Origin of the sequence: Bradyrhizobium elkanii USDA 76, from assembly GCF_023278185.1 — a bacterium.
Lineage (GTDB): Bacteria > Pseudomonadota > Alphaproteobacteria > Rhizobiales > Xanthobacteraceae > Bradyrhizobium > Bradyrhizobium elkanii.
Map to the genome: position 1 here is coordinate 6216405 of NZ_CP066356.1, position 20262 is coordinate 6236666.

The following is a 20262-nucleotide window of genomic DNA, read 5'->3' on the forward strand; positions in this document are numbered from 1 at the left end:
GCCGCATGCAAAGGGAGTGACCGTCATGAAGCTCGGCACCGCGATCGCGGAAATCATGAAGCGCGAGGGCATCGAGATCCTCACGGGCTACCCGGTCAACCACCTGATCGAATACGCCGCCAATGCCGACATCCGCCCGGTGATGGTGCGCCAGGAGCGCATCGGCGTGCACATGGCGGACGCGATCTCCCGCGTCACCTCGGGCGAGAAGATCGGCGCCTTCTGCATGCAGCACGGCCCCGGGGCCGAGAACGCGATGGGCGGCGTCGCGCAGTGCTACGGCGAATCCGTGCCCGTCCTGGTGCTGCCGATGGGCTATGCGCGCCGGCTCGCGAATATCGACCCGAACTTCAATTCCAGCCAGGCGATGAAGGCGTTCTCAAAATCGTCGGAGCCGATCAACATCGCGGCCGAGGTCTGCAACATCTTTCGGCGGGCGTTTACAAAATTGAAGAACGGCCGCGGCGGGCCGGTCATCGTCGAAATCCCCGCCGACATGTGGAACGAGGAGGTGCCGGAGCCCTTGAACTACACGCCGGTGCTGCGCACCCGCTACGGCGCCGACCCCGTCCATGTGAAGGAAGCGGCCGCCCTGCTCGTTGGCGCCAAGCGTCCGGTGATCTATGCCGGCCAGGGTGTGCACTATGCAAAGGCCTGGCCGCAGCTGAAGCGCCTCGCCGAGCGGCTCGCGATACCGGTTACCACCAGCCTCGGCGGCAAGTCGTCGTTCCCCGAGACGCATCCGCTCTCGCTCGGCTCCGGCGGCCTCGCCGTGCCGCGCGCGGTGCCCAAATTTCTTTCCGAAGCCGACGTGATCTTCGGCATCGGCTGCTCCTTCACCGAGACCTCGTTCGGCATCGCGATGCCGAAGGGCAAGACCATCATCCATTCGACGCTCGATCCGAACCACATCAACAAGGATGTCGAGGCCAAGGTCGGCCTGGTCGGCGACGCCGGCCTGGTGCTCGACGCGCTACTGGAGGAGATCGGCAAGACCGTGTCCACGGACCGCAACGCCAGCGCGGTCGCCGAGGAGATCGCCGCTTCCCACAAGGAGTGGCTCGCCAAGTGGATGCCGAAGCTGACGCACAACGATTCGCCGCTCAATCCCTACCGCGTGCTGTGGGACCTGCAGCACACCGTCGACATCCACAACACCATCATCACCCACGACGCGGGCAGCCCGCGCGACCAGCTCTCGCCGTTCTGGAAGTCGGTCGAGCCGCTGTCCTATATCGGCTGGGGCAAGACCACGCAGCTCGGCTATGGCCTGGGCCTTGCGATGGGCGCCAAACTGGCAAAGCCGGACAAGCTCTGCATCAATGTCTGGGGCGACGCCGCGATCGGCTTTACCGGGATGGACTTCGAGACCGCGGTGCGCGAGCGGATTCCGATCATGTCGATCCTGCTCAACAATTTCTCGATGGCGATCGAATTGAAGGTGATGCCGATCTCCACCGAGAAATACCGCTCAACCGACATCTCCGGCGATTACGCCGCGATGGCCCGCGCCTTCGGCGGCTACGGCGAACGGGTGACCAAGCCCGAGGACATCATCCCCGCGATCAAGCGCGGCATCCAGAAGACCAGGGAAGGTGTGCCGGTGCTGCTGGAATTCATCACCAGCAAGGAGACCGAGGTCTCGCGGCCGGGGACGTGAGGACACCTCGCACGCCGATCTCCGTCATGGCCGGGCTTGTCCCGGCCATCCACGTCTGCTTCCTGCCCAAGCAAGGAAGACGTGGATGCCCGGCCCAAGGCCGGGCATGACGAACTCGCGGAAAGCGCGAGTTCATTGGGCCAGGCTCCGGCGCGCAGCGACACGGCCTTGGCTCCCCACTTGATTTGACATCGCCAGCGCAGGCAAGCTCCATCCAATGCAACTTCGGAGGGAGAGATGGCGCGCATCCTGGTGCTGGGGGCCGGCTTCGCCGGACTGTGGGCCGCGCTCGGCGCAGCCCGCAAGCGCGACGAGATCGGCGCGCGGGCGGCGGACACCGAAATCCTCGTCGTCGATCGCAACGCCTATCACAACATCCGGGTGCGCAATTACGAGGTCGATCTCGGCGACGTCGCGTTGCTGCTCAAGGACCTGCTCGATCCGGTCGGCGTCAGGCATCGGCTGGCCGAGGTCGCGGTAATCGATCCCGCGACGCGCGAAGTCACGGTCAAGACCAGCGCGGGTGCGGCGATTCTGAGCTACGATCGGCTGGTGCTGACGACCGGCAGCGAACTGGTCCGCCCCGCCATCTCAGGCTTGGCCGCCCACGGCTTCGATGTCGACACCTATGAAGCGGCGATGCGGCTCGACACGCATCTGGCGGCGCTCGGCAAAGAGCCGCCGTCAGAGGCACGCGCGACGGTCGCGGTCGTCGGCGCAGGGTTCACGGGGATCGAGGTCGCGGCCGAGATGCCGGCCAAGCTGGCGCACGCCGGCATCTCCGGCGATCATCGGGTTATCCTGATCGATCCCAATCCCGTGGTCGGCGCGACCTTCGGCGCGCATGGCCGCCCGGTCATCAACGAGGCGCTGGCCACGCTCGGCGTCGAGACGCGGCTGAATGTCCGGGTCAGTGCCGTCGGCGCCGACAGCATCACGCTCAACTCCGGCGAGATCATTCCGACCAAAACCGTGGTGTGGTGCGCCGGCATGCGCGCCAGCCCCCTCGCCGCCTCGCTGCCGGCCAGGCGCGACGCGCTCGGCCGCATCAAAGTCGACCACACCATGCGCGCCGAAGGCCTGCCAGATGTCTTCGCCGCCGGCGACGTCGCCGCCTGCCTGATCGACGGCGAGCACCCGACCGTGATGTCGTGCCAGTTCGCGCGGCCGATGGGCCGCTTCGCCGGCCACAATGTGGTCGCGGACCTGTTTGGTGAACCGCTGCTGCCGCTCAATATCGATTGGTATGTGACGGTGCTCGATCTCGGCGCCTGGGGCGCGCTCTACACCACCGGCTGGGACCGCGAGGTGCACACGTCAGGCGCCGCCGCCAAGCTCACCAAGCAGACCATCAACCGGCAGCGCATCTATCCGCCGCGCGATGGCGACCGCGCCGCGCTGCTCGCGGCGGCCGCGCCGACGATCCAGACGGCGCCGCCGACGCGGAAATAACAAAAGGGGCGGCCACCGCATGACCGCCCCTGATCGCCCTTAACGCCCGCGCCGCGATTACTGCGACAGCTTCACGAAGTTCGGAAACTTCATCTGGCCCTCGGCGATCGCCTTCGGCCAGACCGTGATCTGCTTGCCGCCCTGCCACTGGAACACGAGGCCGGTCACGGCGCCCGGACCGGACTTGATGCCGTGGGTGAACTCGTCGTTCTTGCCGTAGAACTGGATCTTGCCGATCGTGCCCTCGAAGTCGGTCTTCTCGAGCTCGGTCACCATCTTGTCCGGATCGGTCGAGCCGGCGCGCTGGATTGCCTCGGCGATGATGTAGACCTCGTCATAGGCGGTGTAGCCGGTATAGGCCGGCGGCGTGCCGAACTTGGCCTTGAACGCCGCCGCGAACGGCTTGGTCTTCGGCGTGACGGCAACATCGGGCGTCGCCACCGCGAGCGAGGGCACGCCCTCGGCCGCGCCGTTGGTGTCGCCCCAGAAGGTCGGGCTCAGCGCCTGCGCGCTGATGCCGAACATCGGGATCGGCACCTGCTGGTTCTTCCACTGCACGGTCGGCTGCACGCCGACATGGGAGATGCCGGTGACGATCACGTCTGGCTTGGCGGCTTCCATCTTGTTGAAGATCGGCGTGAAGTCGGTGGTGTCGGGTGAGAAGCGGATGTGCTCGACCACCTTCAGGCCAGCTTTCGGCAGGCAGGCCTCGTAGCCGACGTCGAGCGGCTTGGTCCAGGCCGCGTCCTCGCTCATGATCGCGACCGACTTGAACTTGAGCTGGTCGACCAGCAGCTCCTTGGCCGCATCGCAGACCAGCTGCGCCTGCGCGGCCGAGGTCAGGTAGCCGTGGAAGGTGTACTTGTTCTTCTCATAGTCGTTGTGAACCGCCTTGGTGATCTCGTTCGAGGCGGCGCCGGGCGTGATCAGCGGCATCTTCAGCCGCGAGGCCCACGGCTCGAGCGCCAGCACGACCTCGCTGATGTAGCTCGCGATCACCGCGGAGACCTTGTCCTCACTCACCGCGCGCTGGAAGGCGCGCACCGAGTCCGCCGACGAGCTCTTGTTGTCGTAGGTGACGATCTCGATCTTGCGGCCCATCACGCCACCCTTGGCGTTGATCTCGTCGGCTGCGATCTGCGCGCCGCCCGGCGTCGCCGCACCCGCGATCGACTGCACTTCGGCAATGATGCCGATCTTGATCGGGTCCTTGGACTGCGCATAGGCCGGCGCCGCGAGGCAGAGCGCGAGCGCCGAGGCCAACAGGCTCACGCGGGTCGCGGTTGAATATGCTGTCATCATGATCTCCCTTGTTTTGCTTTCTTCTTTTCAAACTTCGAACGTCACAGGAAGTCCTTGCCGGCCTCCGCGGCGAACCGGCCCGGATCGCCCTCCCAGACGATCCGCGCGTGCTCCAGCACATAGACGCGGTCGGCATGCGGAAGCGCGAACGTCACGTTCTGCTCGCCCAGCAGCACCGTGATCTTGGTGGTCTGACGCAGCTTCTCCAGCGCCTTCGACAGCAGCTCGAGGATAACAGGCGCAAGCCCCAGCGTCGGCTCGTCGAGGATCAGGATCTGCGGCTGCATCATCAGCGCGCGGCCGATCGCCAGCATCTGCTGCTCGCCACCGGACAGCGTCTGCGCCATCTGGCCCTGGCGCTCCTTCAGGATCGGGAAGAGCTCGAACAGCCATGCGAGCTGCCTGGCCCTCGCCGCGTCGTCGAGATGCTGGCCGCCGAGATCGAGATTTTCCCGCACCGTCATCTCGCCGAACAATTCGCGCGATTCCGGACATTGCACGAGGCCCGAACGGGCGATCTTCGCAGGCCCCGTGCCGCGCAGTGGCTGTCCGCCGCGCAGGATCTCGCCGGTATAGGGCAGGAAACCCGAGATGGTGTTGAACAGCGTGGTCTTGCCGGCGCCGTTGAGGCCGACGACGGAGACGAACTCGCCCTCATGGACGTGGATCGAAACGTTCTCCAGCGCCTGCGCCTTGCCGTAGTGCACGCTGACATTCTCGACCTGCAGCAGCGGCACCTTGTCCTTGAACGAGGTCTCGGGCCGCGCATGGGTCTCGATCGCGCCGCCGAGATAAACCCGCCGCACGGTCTCGTTCTTCATCACGTCCTCGGCGCGGCCGGTCGTGATCTCCTCTCCGAGATACATCGCGAGCACGCGGTCGACCAGCGCCGCGACGCTCTTGACGTTGTGGTCGACCAGCATCACCGCACGGCCCTCGTCGCGGAAGCTGCGGATCAATGCGGAGAAGGTGCCGACCTCGGCGCTGGTGAGACCGGCGAAGGGCTCGTCGACCAGCACGACCTTGGGGTCGCGCGCGATCGCCTTGGCCAATTCCAGCCGGCGCAGGTCAGCGAACGGCAGCGTCGGCGGGCGGCGGTCCATCACCGCCCCCAGCCCGACGCGCTCGGCGATCCACTTGGCGCGCTCGGTCAACGCCTTGTCGGGAAACAGCATGAACAGGCTGTCGGGCAACAGTGCGACCATGATGTTTTCCAGCACGGTCTGCCGGTTCAGCGGCCGCGAGTGCTGAAACACCATGCCGAAGCCCTTGCGCGCGATCTTGTGCGCAGGCAGTCCGGCGACGTTCTCGCCCTCGAACAGCACCTCGCCCGCGGTCGGGCGCTCGATGCCCATCACGCTCTTCATCGCGGTCGACTTGCCCGAGCCGTTCGGCCCGATCAGGCCGAGGATCTCGCCGGGATGCAGGTCGAACGAGAGGTTCTTCACGGCGGTGAGGCCGCCGAATCGCTTGGTCAACCCGCGGACGGTGAGCGTTGCTGTGGTCACGGTCTGATCCATTTAAGAGCGCGCCTCGCGTGACAGGGCCGCTCCGAGGAAACCGCCGGGGAAGAACAGGACGACGAGCAGCGCCACCGCCGAGACGATGAAGGTCGCAAGCTCGCCGGTCGGGCGCAGGAATTCGCCGGCCACGATCAGGAAGATCGCGCCTAACGCGGCCCCCAGCACCGTGCGCCGGCCGCCGAGCACCGCGGAGACGATCACGTTCACGCCGACGGCGACGTCGACCACGGTGCCGACCGAGGCGGTGCCGAAGTAGAACACCAGCAGCGCGCCCGACAGTCCCGAGAAGAAGGCGCTGACGATGAAGGCCGCGAGCTTGTGCTTGACGATGTTGAAGCCGAGCGCGCCGGCCTGCACCGGGTCCTGCCCGCTCGCCTGCAGCACGAGGCCGACCGGCGATTGCGACAGGCCGTACAGGATGGCCGCGCTCACGGTCATGAAGCCGAGCGCGATCCAGTAATTGGCGCCGGCATTGATGGTGATGACGTCGGGAATGGTGAGCCCGATCTCGCCGCCGGTGAGATCGGCGAACACCACGACGAAGTTCTGCAGCATCAAGACCGCGACCAGCGTGGTCAGGCCGAAATACGGTCCCCTCACTCGCAGCGCCGGCAGCGCCAGCACGAAGCCCGCGACGACCGACGCCAGCGCGCCGAGCAGGATGCAGACATAGACCGACCAGCCGAACTGGTTGTTGAGGATCCCGGCGGTGTAGGCGCCGGTGCCGATGAGGAAGGTCGGCCCGAAATTCACCTCGCCGGCGAAGCCGAACAAGAGGTCCCAGGCCATCGCGAACACGCCGAAATAGAATGCGACGGTCAGCAGCCCGAGGATGTAGCCCGAGACGTAGAACGGCAGCGTCGCGGCGACCGCCACGCAGACCAGCGAAATGAAGAACAGGCGCGAGGAAAAGAAGCTGGCCATCTCAGCGCCTCCCGAGCAGGCCCTGAGGCCGGATATACATCACGAACACCAGAAGCAGCAGCGCCGGAATGGTGCGATAGGCCGGCGAGATCATGTAGGCCGTGATGGTCTCGAGATAGCCGACGACGAAGGCCGCGATCAGCGAGCCCGACACGCTGCCGAGGCCGCCGAGCACGACGATCGAGAACGCGCTCGCGGTCAGCGGCCCGACGCTGTAGGAGCTGACGCCGAGGAACATGCCGAGCAGGACGCCGGCGATGCCGGCGAGAATGCCGTAGATGCCCCACACCACGATGTAGATCTGGGTGAGCTCGAGCCCGAGCAGCGTGACGCCGCGCGGGTTCATCGAGGCCGCCAGAACCGCCTTGCCGGTCCTGGTGCGGTTCACCAGCAGCCACAGCAGACCGATCACGAGGCAGCAGACCAGCGCGGTGAAGATATTGTTGCGCGGCGTGCGGTTGCCGAAGATATCGACGACACCCTCGACGATCGGCAGCACCGTCTTGGCGTTGTTGGTGAAGAAATAGGCGATCAGCTCCTGGATCATGATGCCCCACAGCAGGGTGCCGGTGAGGACGAAGATTTCCTTCTCCTCGTTGGGGATCCGCCTCGAATTCTGGATCGGCTTGACGACCGCGAAATAGGTCGCGAACGACACGATCAGCGCGACGCCGACACCGAACAGCGCGCCGGTGTAGATGTCGAGGTGCAGCACGCTGGCCGCGGCCCAGGCCGCAACCGCTGCGGCCACCATGATGGCACCGTGGGAGAGGTTGAGAACGCCGGAGACACCGAAGATCAGGGTGAAGCCGGTCGCGCCGAGCGCATAGAGCGCACTGATGGCAAAGCCATCGATCAGGATTTGTAGGGCAAGCATCTCAGATTGGCCGGGGCAGCAGGGCTGCCTGTTGTGGAGGACACGGAACCGAACGGGGATGCTCCGGGGTGGGGCCCGGGAGCATGATCATCAGTCGTCAGTTCGTGGTGACCTTGATGAAGCTCGGGAACTTGAGGTCGCTCTTGGCGACCTCCTTCGGCCAGACCGCGACCTGCTTGCCGCCCTGCCACTGCAGCATCAGTCCGGTGATCAGGCCCTTGCCGTACTTGATCGAATGGGTGAACGGATCGTCCTTGCCGTAGAACTGGACGCGTCCGATGGTGCCTTCCCAGTCGGTCTTCTCCAGCGCATCGACCATCTTGTCGGCCTCGACCGAGCCGGCGCGCTTCACCGCATCGGCGATGTAGTAGACCTCGTCATAGGCGGTGTAGCCCGCGTAGGATGGATAGTTGCCGTAGCGCTTCTTGAAGCCCTCCGCGAACGGCACCGACTTCGGCGTCACCGCGACGTTCGGGCCGGACACGCCCTGATACAGCACGCCTTCCGCCGCGTCGTTGGTGTCCTTGCCGAAGGTCTCGTTGGTCGCCTGCGAGGAAATGCCGAACATCGGAATCGGCACCTGCTGGTTCTTCCACTGCACTGTCGGCTGCACGCCGACATGCGAGATGCCGGTGATGATCACGTCGGGCTTGGAGCCTTCGACCTTGTTGAAGATCGGCGTGAAGTCCGTGGTGTCGGGCGAGAAACGGATATGGTCGACGACCTTGAGCCCGATCTTGGGCAGGCACTCCTCGTAGCCGACGTCGAGCGGCTTGGTCCACGCCGCATCCTCGCTCATGATGACCGCGGTCTTCATGTGCTTCTGATCGACCAGGAGCTCCTTGGCGGCATCGCAGACCGACAGCGCCAGCGCGGCCGAGGTCAGGTAGCCGTGGAAGGTGTACTTGTTCTTCTCGTAATCGGCGTGGACGCTCTTGCTGATCTCATTGGAGGCGGCGCCGGGCGTGACGAACGGCGTCTTCAGGCGCGAAGCCCAGGGCTCGAGCGCCAGCACCACTTCGCTGATGTAGCTCGAAATGACGACGTTGACCTTGTCTTCGTTGACCGCGCGCTGGAACGCGCGCACCGAATCCGCCGAGGACGAGTGGTTGTCGTAGCTGACGATCTCGATCTTGCGGCCGTCGATGCCGCCCTTGGCGTTGATCTCGTCGGCGGCCAGCTGCGCCGCCTGCGGGATCGATGCACCGGCAATCGCCTGCGCTTCGGCGATCACGCCGATCTTGAGGGTGTCGGCAGCCAGCGCTCCGCTGGGCGCCGCAGCCAACAGGCCCAACACGGCCGCTCCTGCAAGTTTCGCATGCACGGGGAGTCGCGATGTTCTTGTCACCCTGTTTCTCTCCTCTTTTTCTTCGGCTGCTTCGAGCTCTTGGGGCGCGACTATAGCCGCGGCAAAATGCGCAGCAAGTGAAACTGCGCGCGGATCGCCATGCATGGACGGCGACTAAAGTAGTGGGTCGGCGCGGTGCGGCTGAATAAATTTGAGGCAGAGGGGGAATAAAAGGTCGTGGGGCGCCGATCTCTCGGATCGTCATTCCCCGCTGCGCAAATTACGCAGGGCGAGCGAAGCGGAGAGAGCGGAACGAAAAGCAACGCTCGGGCAATTCATGTCGCGAGATCGCGGATTGTTGCCCGCTGGCCGTGCGACAAGCTCAGTGTCGTCCCGGCGAAGGCAGGAATCCATGACCACGGATGCTGATTGTTACGCGATGTTGGAACGACGAGTCCGATTCACAACATCCGCCGCGGCGTATGGGTCCGCCGGGACGACAGCGGTGTACGAGGCCACCCCCCTACTCAGCCATCTCCGCCGGCGGGTGGGCGGCGGGACCGGCGAGCGGGCGCTCTTCCATCGTGATCATGCAGATCGAGGCGGTGGTCAGCAGCACGGCGGCGGCGCCGAACACGTAGCGGAACGCATGGATCATGTCGGCCATCGGGATCGCGCTGACGGTGCTGGCCGCGGCATGATGCTCGCCGGCGAGCGAGATGTCGGTCCCCAGCGTCATCAGCAGGATGGTGGTGAAGGCGGCGACCGTGAAGGAGGCCATCATCGCGCGGAAGAAGTTCATCGCGCCGGTCACGGTGCCGACCTGCGGCCGTGCCACCGCGTTTTGCAGCGACACCACGCTGATCGGGAAAGTGGTGCCGAGGCCGAGCGCGAACACGCTCATCAAAAGCAGCAATCCCCACAGCGGCAGCGTCGTCACCGCCATGCCGACAGCACAGATCGCGGCCACCGAGGTGCCGACGATCGCGACACGCTTGTAGTGCTTGGCCTTCGCCATGGTCCGGCCGGCGATCGCCGCACCGAAGGTCGAGATCGCCGCGAGCGGGATCAGCGCGAGGCCGGCCTCGCTGGCGGTGAGGTGATAGACCACCTCGTAATAGAGCGGCAGGTGCACAGTGAGGCCGACCATGGCGCCGAGCGCACAGCCGCCCGCCCCCATCGCGAACGGCACCACCGAGCCGCCGAGCAGCGACAGCGGCAGGAACGGCTCGTCGGCGCGGCGCGCGTGCCAGACAAAGGCGCCGGCGAGCGCGATCGACGCGCCCACCATCGCGGTGATGGTCGGCGACAGCCAGGACAGACGGGTGCCGCCCCAGGTCAGCACCAGCATCAGCACGACGGCCGAGGCCATCAGCAGGATGCCGCCGAGCCAGTCGACCTTGCGCTTGCGGTGGAACACCGGGATCTTGCCCATCTTCGGCAGCAGCAGCGCCAGCGCCGCCGCCGCGAGCGGCAGGTTGATCCAGAAGATCATCGACCAGTGCAGATGCTCGGCGAACACGCCGCCGACGACCGGGCCGAGGATGCCGCCGGCCATCCAGACGCTGGAGAAATAGGCCTGGTAGCGGCCGCGCTCGCGCGGGCTCACCACGTCGGAGATCACGGTCTGGACCACCGGCATGATGCCGCCGCCACCGAGCCCCTGCAGGCCGCGGGCAACGATCAGCATGGTCATGCTGGGCGCGATCGCGCACAGCACCGAGCCGACCACGAACAGGCTGAGCGAGGTGATGATCATGACGCGGCGGCCATAGATGTCGCTCAGCGTGCCGAACACCGGCGCCACCGCCGTCGAGGCCAGGAGATAGGCCGTGATCACCCAGGACAGATTGGTGACGTCGTGAAACTGGCGCCCGATCGTCGGCAGCGCGGTCGCGACGATGGTCTGGTCGAGCGCGGCCAGGAACATCGTCAGCATCAGGCTGATGACGATGGTGCGGACTTCGTCCGGATTGAGCGGTGCCGGCGGCGCCAGCGGCGGCGCGTCACTGAGTTCGATCACCTCGCTCGGGAGATGAGACAGCTCTTCGGCAATGTCGTCAGGCAATGTCTCTTGGTCGGCAGGAATCCGGCTCTGCCGTTCATACTTGTTCATTTGGGGCGTAATGCTGCTGCGCGGGCGCGTCCCGCGATGGAATCATTCTCTGCTTTGCAATTTATGCAGCAATTGAATGCTGAGGCAGGCACCCCAGCGCATGGGTGCATCCCGCCGCGATGTTCTCGCGGTGACGTGATCGCGGACGCGGCGACGGCGTCACGCTTTGGTCGTCTTGCCCAGCATTTTCGGCCGCTTCTTCAATTGTGCCCGTTTCGGCAGCAGCGCCGGCCATCGCACGATATGATCCTCGAGATCGGCGTCGTTGACGTCGAGTTCGGTGCCCTCCACCCGACCGCGCACCGAGACGCCGGCCTCATGGACGGTGTTGGGATCGCCCGAGATCAGGGGATGCCACCAATAGAGGTCCCGCCCCTCGGCCACCAGCCGGTAGCCGCAGCTCGGCGGCAGCCAGTTCAGCGTCCGGACGTTTTCGGGGGTCAGGCGGACGCAATCCGGAACCTGGTCGGAACGGTTCGGGTAGTCCTTGCAGGTGCAGAGGCCGGAATCGAGCAGCTTGCAGGAGATATGGGTGAAATAGATCTTGCCGGTGTCCTCGTCCTCGAGCTTCTCTAGGCAGCAGCGTGCGCAGCCGTCACACAGGCTCTCCCATTCGGCGTTGGACATTTCTTCCAACGTCTTGGTTTTCCAGAAGAATCCCTCCTGGTCCGACGGGCGCTTGGGCGGTGCGGTCATGATATCCTTGAAATGGCGGTGCAACTCTTCTTGGGATGCCGACGCTCCCTCCGCAAGGGGGTGGTTATTGCGGGGTCGAAAAAGCCGGTGGGCAGCGTTACGGCTTTCATTAAATTCACAAGCCGCACCATTGGTTTATGGCAGCCGCTCGGATAGAAGAATGAACGAGTCCCCAACGACGCAAAAGCGCCTTGGGATTGCCGCAACATCGAAGCAAGACGCTGGCCCGTGTCCGTTTTGGGCACCCGTAGCGCTGTCGAACTGATCAAGGGTCCGGTCCTTTCAGATCATGCCGTCGCATTGGAAACAGAAGGTCCGGAACTTCTTCCTGGACCTCGATGCGCGTATCGACTCGACGCTGTTCTCGTCGGGCAAGGGCCTGCGCGAGCTCTACGAGCGCTATTCCACCTTCATGGACCGCTTCTATGTCGGCCGCTGGAAGCGCTGGGTGTTCATCGAGCCGCTGTCGGAAGCCGCGACGCTCGGGCTCGGCGGCATGATCCTGATGCTGACGCTCGCGATCCCGGCCTTCCGCGAGACCGCCGACGAGGATTGGCTGAAGAAGTCCGACCTCGCGGTGACCTTCCTCGACCGCTACGGCAACCCGATCGGCAGCCGCGGCATCAAGCATAATGACTCGATCCCGCTGGAAGATTTTCCGGACAATCTGATCAAGGCAACGCTCGCGACCGAAGACCGCCGCTTCTACGACCATTTCGGCATCGACGTGCCGGGCCTCGCCCGCGCGCTCGTCACCAACGCGCAGGCCGGCGGCGTCCGCCAGGGCGGCTCGTCGATCACCCAGCAGCTCGCCAAGAACCTGTTCCTGAACAACGAGCGCACCATCGAGCGCAAGGTGAAGGAAGCCTTCCTCGCGATCTGGCTGGAGACGCGGCTCACCAAGAACGAGATCCTGAAGCTCTATCTCGACCGTGCCTATATGGGCGGCGGCACCTTCGGCGTCGACGGCGCGGCACATTTCTACTTCAACAAGTCGGTGCGCGACGTGAACCTCGCGGAGGCCGCGATGCTCGCCGGCCTGTTCAAAGCGCCGACCAAATACGCCCCGCACATCAACCTGCCCGCGGCGCGCGCCCGCGCCAATGTCGTGCTCGACAACCTGGTCGATGCCGGCTTCATGACCGAGGGCCAGGTGTTCGGCGCCCGCCGCAATCCCGCGGTCGCGGTCGACCGGCGCGACGAGAACTCGCCGAACTACTATCTCGACTACGCCTTCGACGAGATGCGCAGGCTGGTCGACACCTTCCCGAAATCCTACACCGAGCGCGTCTTCGTGGTCCGCACTGCGATCGACATGAACGTGCAGAAGGCGGCCGAGGAAGCGATCGAGAACCAGCTGCGCCAGTTCGGGCGCGACTATCACGCGACGCAGGCCGCGACCGTGGTGTCCGATCTCGACGGCGGCATCCGCGCCATGGTCGGCGGACGCGACTATGGTGCAAGCCAGTTCAACCGCGCCACCGACGCCTATCGCCAGCCCGGCTCGTCGTTCAAACCCTATGTCTACACCACGGCGCTGCTGAACGGCTTCACGCCGAATTCGAAGATCGTCGACGGCCCGGTCTGCATCGGCAACTGGTGCCCGCAGAACTATGGCCATTCCTATTCGGGTCAGGTCACGCTGACGCAAGCGATCACCCGCTCGATCAACGTGGTGCCGGTCAAGCTCTCGATCATGATGGGCGGCAAGGAAGGGCCGAAGGCGGGCCGCGCCAAGATCGTCGAGGTCGCGCGCCGCTTCGGCCTCAAGGCGCCGCTGCCCGATACGCCGTCGCTGCCGATCGGCTCCGACGAAGTCACGGTGCTGGAGCACGCGGTCGCCTATGCCACCTTCCCGAACCGCGGCAAGGCGGTGACGCCGCATTCCGTGCTCGAGGTGCGCACCGGCGCCGGCGACCTGGTCTGGCGCTGGGACCGCGACGGCCCGAAGCCGCGGCAGGCCATTCCGCCGAACATCGCCGCCGACATGGCCGGCATGATGAGCCACGTGGTCAGCGAAGGCACCGCGCGCCGCGCCGCGCTCGACGGCATTCCGACCGCGGGCAAGACCGGCACCACCAACGCCTATCGCGACGCCTGGTTCGTCGGCTACACCGGCAACTTCACCTGCGCAGTCTGGTACGGCAATGACGACTATTCGCCGACCAACCGCATGACCGGCGGTTCGCTGCCGGCGCAGACCTGGCACGACATCATGGTCGCCGCGCATCAGGGCGTGGAAGTGAAAGAACTGGTCGGCGTCGGCATGGGCCAGAAGCTGCCGCCGCAGCCGGCGCAGGCCAATGCCCAGACCAGCGCGGCGCCGCGCGTATTGGAAACCAAGCCCGGCCCGCCGCCGGTCTTGACCAAGCGCGGCGCGGATATCCTGGTGCGGGTCGAGAAGCTGCTCGACGACGCTGCCAGGACCGCCGGCAAGACCACGCTGAACGAGCCCTCGAAGACCGGCAAGGCCGAGTCCTCGAGCGCGCTGGCGTTCCCCGAAAACTACGTTGCCGCGGCCGGGCCGGACGGCGCGACACCGGCCGTGCCACGCAAGAACTGACGTGCGGCTCCTCCTCACCACCTTGCTGGCACTCGTGATCGCCACGGCCGTTGGCCTCGGCCTGACCTATGCGACGGCGACCCGCGGCACCGATCTCGGCACGCTGAAGATCGGCGCCTGGACCGCGCGTCCGAAGAGCGGCACCTCCGACGTCGATCCCTATTCGCGCGCCACCATCGCGCGCAGCGGCGAGCTGCCGATCGGCACCGGCGACGGCATCGCGTTCTCGGCGACCACAGACGACAAGAACAAGCCGCTCGACGGCCGCTGCGACATCGTGGTCAGCGGCGTGACGCCGGCTGCGCGGTTCTGGACGCTGACGCTGTTTGACCGCAAGGGGCACCTGGTCGCCAACACGCTGCAGCGCTACGGCTTCACCAGCCAGGAGATCATGCGCGCCTCCGACGGCACGTTCGAGATCCACATCGCCTCGCGCTCGCGCGCCGGCAACTGGCTGCCGACCGGCGGCATCGAGCGCTACGCGCTGATGCTGCGGCTCTACGACACGCCGGTCGGGGTCGCGACCCGCACGCAGCGCGACGCGCCGATGCCGTCGATCGCAACGACGGGTTGCCCATGATCCGCCTGCTGCTCACCATCCTCGCAGGCGTGCTGCTCGGCGGCGTGGTGCATCTCGTCAGCGTGCTGGCGCTGCCGCGCATCGCCTCGCAGGACGCCTATTCGCGGCTGACGCCGATGACCAAGCTCAACGAGGTGACCCAGCTGCCGCTCGCCGACCCGAGCCATTCGCCGATGCCGCTGATGGATCCGGCCTTCGCGGTGGCGATCTGCCGCTACGATCTCTCGACCGGACCGCTCAAGCTCACCGTGCCGGTCAGCCAGGCCTATACGTCGGTGTCGTTCTATACCCGCAACGAGGTCGCCTACTACGCGATCAACGACCGCTCCGCCGGCAAGAAGGTGATCGAGCTCGACCTGATGACGGAGGCGCAGCACAACGAGCTGCCGGAGGACGAGGAAATCACCGCCGCCGACCGGCTGATCATCGACTCGCCGACGTCAACCGGCCTGATCCTGCTGAAGGCGCTGGCGCCGGAGCCCGGCCTGATGCCGCAGGCGCAGGCCTCGCTCGCCGCCTCCTCGTGCAAGGTGCAGACCGAGCCGGTCGCGGCCAAGCAGGAGGCGCCGCCGCCGCTGCCCGCGCCGGCTCCGCCGCCTGCCGCTCGCAAGCGCTAGCTCACGGCGAGTGCGTGCCGGCCGCAGCGGCAGGTCTCGTAGTCGACGGGATCGTGGCTGTTGACGATCGTCACATCAGCGCCATGCGCCGCCTTCAATTGGCGCAGCCGCTCCTGGTTCTGGATGCGCGTCGCGCGATCCATGTCCGCGCGGCGCTGGAACATGCCGAGCACCAGCGGGATCCGCGGCCTGGCATCGAGCTGTGCGTGGTGGAAATAGGCGTCGCCGGCGTGCAGCAGCCATTTGTCGTTGTCGCGCACCGCGATCCCGCAATGGCCGAGCGTGTGGCCCGGCAACGGGATCATCAGGATGTCCGGCTCGCGGTCGCCGAGCGCACGCGCGCCCTTGAAGCCGAACCAGTCCTCGCCGCCGGCACCATAGAACGCCCAGTCCGGCCCATGCCGCCACTGCGCCGTGATATAGCGCCCCTGCGGCGGCGCGACCTGATGCGTCACCGCCATCTCGTACTCCTTGCGATGGACGTGCACCTTGGCCTTCGGAAAGTCCGGCACGCCGCCGGCGTGATCGCGATCGAGATGCGTCAGCAGCACATGGCGCACATCATCAGCTGAAAAGCCGAGCGCCTTGACCTGCCGCACCGCCGTCTCGGCCGGATCGAGCCGCGGCGTCGTCTGCCGCACCCATTTGCGTCCGAGCCGCGGCGGATCGCCGATGTCGTCGAGCCCGATCCCGGTGTCGACCAGCACAAGGCCGTCATTGCTCTCGACCAGCAGGCAATGACAGACCATCCGCGCCCGCTGGAAGATGCTGCCGCTGCCGTTCACGAGCCGCTTTCCGATCGGGCACATCGTGCCGGTGTTGAGATGGTGGATGCGCATGACAGGTCCTCCGCTGTAACAGCGCGCAGACTTGCCACCGGCGTTTCCATAGGTAAAATATTGTCTTTCTATCTATGTGATAGGATATGCCTATGGATATCCGCGAACTCCGCTACTTCGCCGCGGTCTACCGCGAGCGCAATCTGACCGCCGCGGCGAAACGCTGCTTCATCTCGCAGCCGTCGATCTCGGCGGCGATCACCAATCTCGAGGCCGAGCTCGGCACCACGCTGTTCATCCGGCACAAGAAGGGCATGGCCCCGACGGCCTCAGCCGTGCAGTTTCACGGCATCGCCCGCCGGATCATCGACGAGGCGGATGCGGCGCGAAATCTCTTCCGCAACCCCGCGACGCGGCAGGCGCTGACGCTCGGCCTGTTGCGGACGCTCGATCAGGCCCGGACTATCGCGCTGCTCAAGCCGCTGACCGGCAATACCGACCTTGCGCTCCGGCTGGTCGGCGCCAGCGAGAAGGCCGACGCGCGGATCGTCGCCAAGACCATGGTCGGCGCCGGCGAGCACTTCATCCCGCTGTGGAGCGAGCGCTATGTCGCGGCACTGCCGCCCTCGCATCCCCTGACGCTGAAGGAGACGCTCCGCACCACCGATTTCGCCGGCGTTCCGATGATCGATCGTTGCCATTGCGAGCAGCAGGAATTCTTCAAGCGTGCCTCACCGCCGCGCAAGCCGGTGGCGATCGCGGAATCCGAGGAGTGGGCGATGGCGCTGGTGGCGGCCGGGGTCGGCGTCGCGATCGTCCCCGAGGGCGTGGCGCGCGGCAATCCTGACGTCACGATGCGCGCGATCGATATCGACGTGACGCGCCAGGTCGGCCTCGCCTACCCCTCCGCCCAGCCGCCCTCCGACGCGCTGAAAGCATTCATTGCGAGCCTGCCACGGCAAGCCAACAGTCGCCGGATCAAATCGACAGCGAAGAAGCCGAAGCGCGCCTAGTGTGCTGAATGCGAAGTTCGTGCGATTTCGCGGCAGCCACTTTCACGAACTTCGCATTCATAAAGCACACTAGAATCATAAGTTTGCTAGTGTCCTTATCGAATCCGAAGTTCGCCCCGAAGGTGCGGCAAATGATGCGAACTTCGGATTCGGGACACTAGCCCTTGGTCACCACGGCCTGGCCCGTGACCGGCGCGGAGATGAGCGGTGCGTTGGCGGTAAGCCGGGCGAGTTCGTTGATCTGGCGTTCGGCGTCGGCCGCCATGCCGTCGGGCGCCTGGATCACCAGCCGCTCCAGCGCCCAGCGATAGGATGAGATCCGCCGCTCCAGGGCCTGCTGGACCCATTGCACGATCAGCGTGTTCTCTTCCATCCGCGCCACCGCGTCAGCCCGCTCGCGCGGCGACACATCGGCGATCATGTGGAGGCTGGCATTGCGCTTGCGATCGAGCTCGATCACCTGGATCGCGGTGGCGAAGAACGGCTCGAAGCGGGTGATGTCGTCGCGCACCTCATCGATCAGCAGCGAATAGCGTGAGGCGAACGAGCGATGCGGCTCGTCGATCAGATTGCGGCCATAAGCGGTGCGATCGAACACGACCCTCTGCCGCCACGGCGAAGGCAGCGGCTGGTAGTCGCCGAACACGCTCTTCCACGCCGGACGCGACAGCGGCGGCTCGATGAACTGATAGGCGAGGTCGCGCAGCTGACGTTCGTGTTCGGTGAGCTGGAATTGCGAGGCGTTCTTGCCGATGCTGCCGGTCGCCTCGGCGCCGATCCAGCGATGCATGTCGTCGTTGCGGAAATCGGCGCGGGTGCGGCCGAAATCGCCGCCGCTGCAGCCGGCGAGCGCCGAGCCCGCCAGCAGCAGGATCAGCGCCGGGAGTGACCGCCGCGCGACGGTCCACTGCACAAGCTGCGGCATCGCCCGATGTCCGCGATCAGGAGCGGCGTCGGCGACGGCGGCCCTGCGCAGTGCCCTGCTCCGGTCCGCGACCACCACCGGTCTCCTCTGTCGTTCGCTCGATCCGGACGACGGGAAGGATCAGTACGGTCCCCATGCCTTCGCCGGCAGCACCGGCCATGCCCGGCCGCCGTGCAGCCGCATCCGCCGGAAACTCAACGATGGTGCCCATGTTCCGTTCTCTCTGGCCCCGCACGGACATGATTTGCCCCGCGCACGCCGAGTTAAGAACGCGCATGGTTAATGACATCTTAAGCCGCCGGTACGGACGGTTACGGATATGGCGCTGTGCCTTAATAGACACGCGCAAATTCGACCATTCACCTTCACGGCTTGTTTTCCTTAACTGCCTCTTAAAACAGCCTGCGTAGGCTCGCTGCCACAAGGTTTTCAAACCGAAGTTTGGCAAGTCGCGTACGCCCGAGATGAGCGCAGCTCCGCTATTTCCTGGTTTCGATGGGCTGATGACGCTCTCCCGTCGCGAGGGCGTCGACATCCGCCCGACGCTGCTGCGCGTCCTGACCGACCTCTATGTGCAGGCGAGCGCACATTCCGCCGATGAAGAGCGCCAGTTCGTCGAACTGACGACGCGCCTGATCGACGAGGTCGACGACGCGACACGGGCCGCGGTCCGCGCGCGACTTGCGATCTATCCGGCGACGCCAGCCCGGATCATGGACAAGCTCGGGCTGCGCCGCGTCGGTCCCGACCAGCCGATGCCGGCGGCCGCGCCAATTCCAGCGCCCGCCCCCTCCGCGCTGCCGGCCAAGATCCCGACCGAAGCCGAGCTGCGGATGGCGGCGAGCCTCGCCATGCGGCCGAACGATGCCGCCGAAATCTCCGACATGTTCTTTGCCGCCAACACGACGGAGCGCGCGCAGATCCTGCACAATCTGCAGGAGACGCCGCTGAAGGCCGCGGCGCGGATCCCGGCCGCGCGTGCCGCGCGTGCGATCCATATCCTGGAGATGGCGGCGTTTGCCGAGGACCTCGATAACTTCACGCTCGAACTCGGCGAGGCGCTGATTTTGCCGTCGCGGATCGCCGCCGACGTGGTCAACGATCCCGGCGGCGAGCCGCTCGCCTGCGCGATGCGAGCGCTCGACGTGTCGAGCGCCGCGTTCCAGCGGATCCTGATGTTCCTCAATCCCGAAGCCGGCTCCTCGGTCAATTATGTCTATCGGCTGTCGCGGCTCTATGATCGCCTCAGCGAGCGCTCGGCGCTGGTGATGCTGGCGGCGTGGCGCGGCTCGACCATGGCGGTGGCCCGCGCCAGATATCGCTCGTCGCTCTATGACGATGAGCGCCATCGCGTGCGCGCGGCATCCTCGCAGACGCGGCCCGCGTTGCAGCCCGGCAGCGCACCCGCTGTCCGAAATCAGAAGTCTGGAGGTTAACCCTTCGCCAGATCGAGGAAGTGTCGCCCGGCGCGGTCCTCGGTCTCGACGATCCAGGCATCGGGATCGAAGCGGAGCTCCTTGGTCAAGCGCTCCTCGACAGACGGCTCGGACACCGGCTGTGGCGCGGTCGGCACGAACAGCCGCTCGACTGGACGGCTGTCGTCATAGACCGTCTGCGGCGCCGGCGCATACAGCATCGCGTTGCCGTCCATCAGCGCCACCTTGACGAACACGGCACCGGCTTCCTCAGCGCCCTTCTTGCGGACTGCACCGAACACGCCCTCGGTCTGGCAGCGGCGCAGATACGCCGCGACCCATATGCTGGTTTTCAATCGCATGCGCCGAGCTATAGGCCAGCGGCGCGGCCACGTCCAATTGTCACGGATGTCGTCACGCAGCGGCGGGTCACGCAGCGGCGGGTTGACCGAACCAACCGCCACCCATATCCTTGAGTCTGCGGTGCAAGCCGCACCCGGGTCCACGGGAAGGGTTGAACCCACTTGCACCA

At 65.8% G+C, this 20262-nt stretch carries 18 protein-coding genes; 7 read left to right on the top strand and 11 right to left on the bottom strand.

The annotated features are described in order from the left end of the window. Window positions 1-25: 25 nt before the first annotated feature. The gene (locus JEY66_RS30060) at window positions 26-1660 is read left to right on the top strand and encodes a thiamine pyrophosphate-requiring protein (RefSeq protein ID WP_018270670.1); all 1635 of its coding nucleotides are present in this window, start codon (window positions 26-28) and stop codon (window positions 1658-1660) included. A gap of 237 nt (window positions 1661-1897) precedes the next feature. Continuing rightward, window positions 1898-3112 carry an NAD(P)/FAD-dependent oxidoreductase gene (locus JEY66_RS30065; RefSeq protein WP_018270669.1) on the top strand — a complete coding sequence of 405 codons (1215 nt, stop codon included), beginning with the start codon at window positions 1898-1900 and terminating at the stop codon, window positions 3110-3112. A 57-nt stretch (window positions 3113-3169) separates the two neighbouring features. Here JEY66_RS30065 and JEY66_RS30070 read toward each other — a convergent pair whose 3' ends face one another. From JEY66_RS30070 to JEY66_RS30100, 7 genes are all read right to left on the bottom strand, one after another. Then, window positions 3170-4414, bottom strand: coding sequence for an ABC transporter substrate-binding protein (locus JEY66_RS30070; RefSeq protein WP_016841804.1), 1245 nt, complete (start codon window positions 4412-4414; stop codon window positions 3170-3172). 41 nt (window positions 4415-4455) lie between these two features. After that, a complete protein-coding gene (locus JEY66_RS30075; protein ID WP_018270668.1) occupies window positions 4456-5934 on the bottom strand; it encodes an ATP-binding cassette domain-containing protein in 1479 nt (492 codons plus the stop codon). Further along, window positions 5935-6861: a branched-chain amino acid ABC transporter permease gene (locus JEY66_RS30080; RefSeq protein WP_016841806.1), complete on the bottom strand. Its 927-nt coding sequence runs from the start codon at window positions 6859-6861 to the stop codon at window positions 5935-5937. Between the two features lies 1 nt (window position 6862). Then, a complete protein-coding gene (locus tag JEY66_RS30085) occupies window positions 6863-7738 on the bottom strand; it encodes a branched-chain amino acid ABC transporter permease (protein WP_018270667.1) in 876 nt (291 codons plus the stop codon). Window positions 7739-7835: 97 nt separating this feature from the next. Beyond that, a complete protein-coding gene (locus JEY66_RS30090; RefSeq protein ID WP_018270666.1) occupies window positions 7836-9032 on the bottom strand; it encodes an ABC transporter substrate-binding protein in 1197 nt (398 codons plus the stop codon). A 517-nt stretch (window positions 9033-9549) separates the two neighbouring features. Continuing rightward, window positions 9550-11142, bottom strand: a complete 1593-nt coding sequence (locus tag JEY66_RS30095) for an MDR family MFS transporter (RefSeq protein WP_018270665.1) — start codon at window positions 11140-11142, stop codon at window positions 9550-9552. 159 nt (window positions 11143-11301) lie between these two features. Further along, window positions 11302-11838, bottom strand: a complete 537-nt coding sequence (locus JEY66_RS30100; RefSeq protein WP_016841827.1) for a YcgN family cysteine cluster protein — start codon at window positions 11836-11838, stop codon at window positions 11302-11304. Between the two features lie 289 nt (window positions 11839-12127). On the opposite strand from JEY66_RS30100, the gene JEY66_RS30105 reads away from it, so the two are divergent. From JEY66_RS30105 to JEY66_RS30115, 3 genes are read left to right on the top strand one after another with little or no spacing between them, the layout of a single operon-like run. Then, the gene (locus JEY66_RS30105) at window positions 12128-14401 is read left to right on the top strand and encodes a transglycosylase domain-containing protein (RefSeq protein ID WP_018270663.1); all 2274 of its coding nucleotides are present in this window, start codon (window positions 12128-12130) and stop codon (window positions 14399-14401) included. Between the two features lies 1 nt (window position 14402). Next, entirely contained in the window at window positions 14403-14981 is a 579-nt protein-coding gene (locus JEY66_RS30110; RefSeq protein WP_016841830.1) for a DUF1214 domain-containing protein, read from the top strand. Next, window positions 14978-15598: a DUF1254 domain-containing protein gene (locus JEY66_RS30115; RefSeq protein ID WP_018270662.1), complete on the top strand. Its 621-nt coding sequence runs from the start codon at window positions 14978-14980 to the stop codon at window positions 15596-15598. The genes JEY66_RS30110 and JEY66_RS30115 overlap by 4 nt, the downstream gene beginning before the upstream one ends. Here JEY66_RS30115 and JEY66_RS30120 read toward each other — a convergent pair. Then, a complete protein-coding gene (locus JEY66_RS30120; RefSeq protein WP_016841832.1) occupies window positions 15595-16437 on the bottom strand; it encodes an MBL fold metallo-hydrolase in 843 nt (280 codons plus the stop codon). The two genes, JEY66_RS30115 and JEY66_RS30120, sit on opposite strands and share 4 nt — an antisense overlap. A 92-nt stretch (window positions 16438-16529) precedes the next feature. Here JEY66_RS30120 and JEY66_RS30125 point away from each other — a divergent pair, with 92 nt between their 5' ends. Further along, window positions 16530-17390: a LysR family transcriptional regulator gene (locus JEY66_RS30125; protein ID WP_016841833.1), complete on the top strand. Its 861-nt coding sequence runs from the start codon at window positions 16530-16532 to the stop codon at window positions 17388-17390. A 157-nt stretch (window positions 17391-17547) separates the two neighbouring features. Here the strand turns inward: JEY66_RS30125 and JEY66_RS30130 are convergent, their stop codons facing one another. Together JEY66_RS30130 and JEY66_RS30135 are read right to left on the bottom strand one after the other, a co-directional pair. Next, window positions 17548-18315, bottom strand: coding sequence for a hypothetical protein (locus tag JEY66_RS30130; RefSeq protein ID WP_018270661.1), 768 nt, complete (start codon window positions 18313-18315; stop codon window positions 17548-17550). A 16-nt stretch (window positions 18316-18331) separates the two neighbouring features. Beyond that, a complete protein-coding gene (locus JEY66_RS30135; RefSeq protein WP_026192521.1) occupies window positions 18332-18526 on the bottom strand; it encodes a hypothetical protein in 195 nt (64 codons plus the stop codon). Between the two features lie 292 nt (window positions 18527-18818). Between JEY66_RS30135 and JEY66_RS30140 the strand changes: the two genes are divergently transcribed. Further along, complete coding sequence (locus tag JEY66_RS30140) at window positions 18819-19751, top strand: DUF2336 domain-containing protein (protein WP_018270660.1); 933 nt, start codon at window positions 18819-18821, stop codon at window positions 19749-19751. Here the strand turns inward: JEY66_RS30140 and JEY66_RS30145 are convergent. Then, window positions 19748-20092, bottom strand: coding sequence for a DUF1491 family protein (locus JEY66_RS30145; protein WP_016841837.1), 345 nt, complete (start codon window positions 20090-20092; stop codon window positions 19748-19750). The genes JEY66_RS30140 and JEY66_RS30145 overlap by 4 nt on opposite strands. Between the last annotated feature and the right edge of the window lie 170 nt (window positions 20093-20262).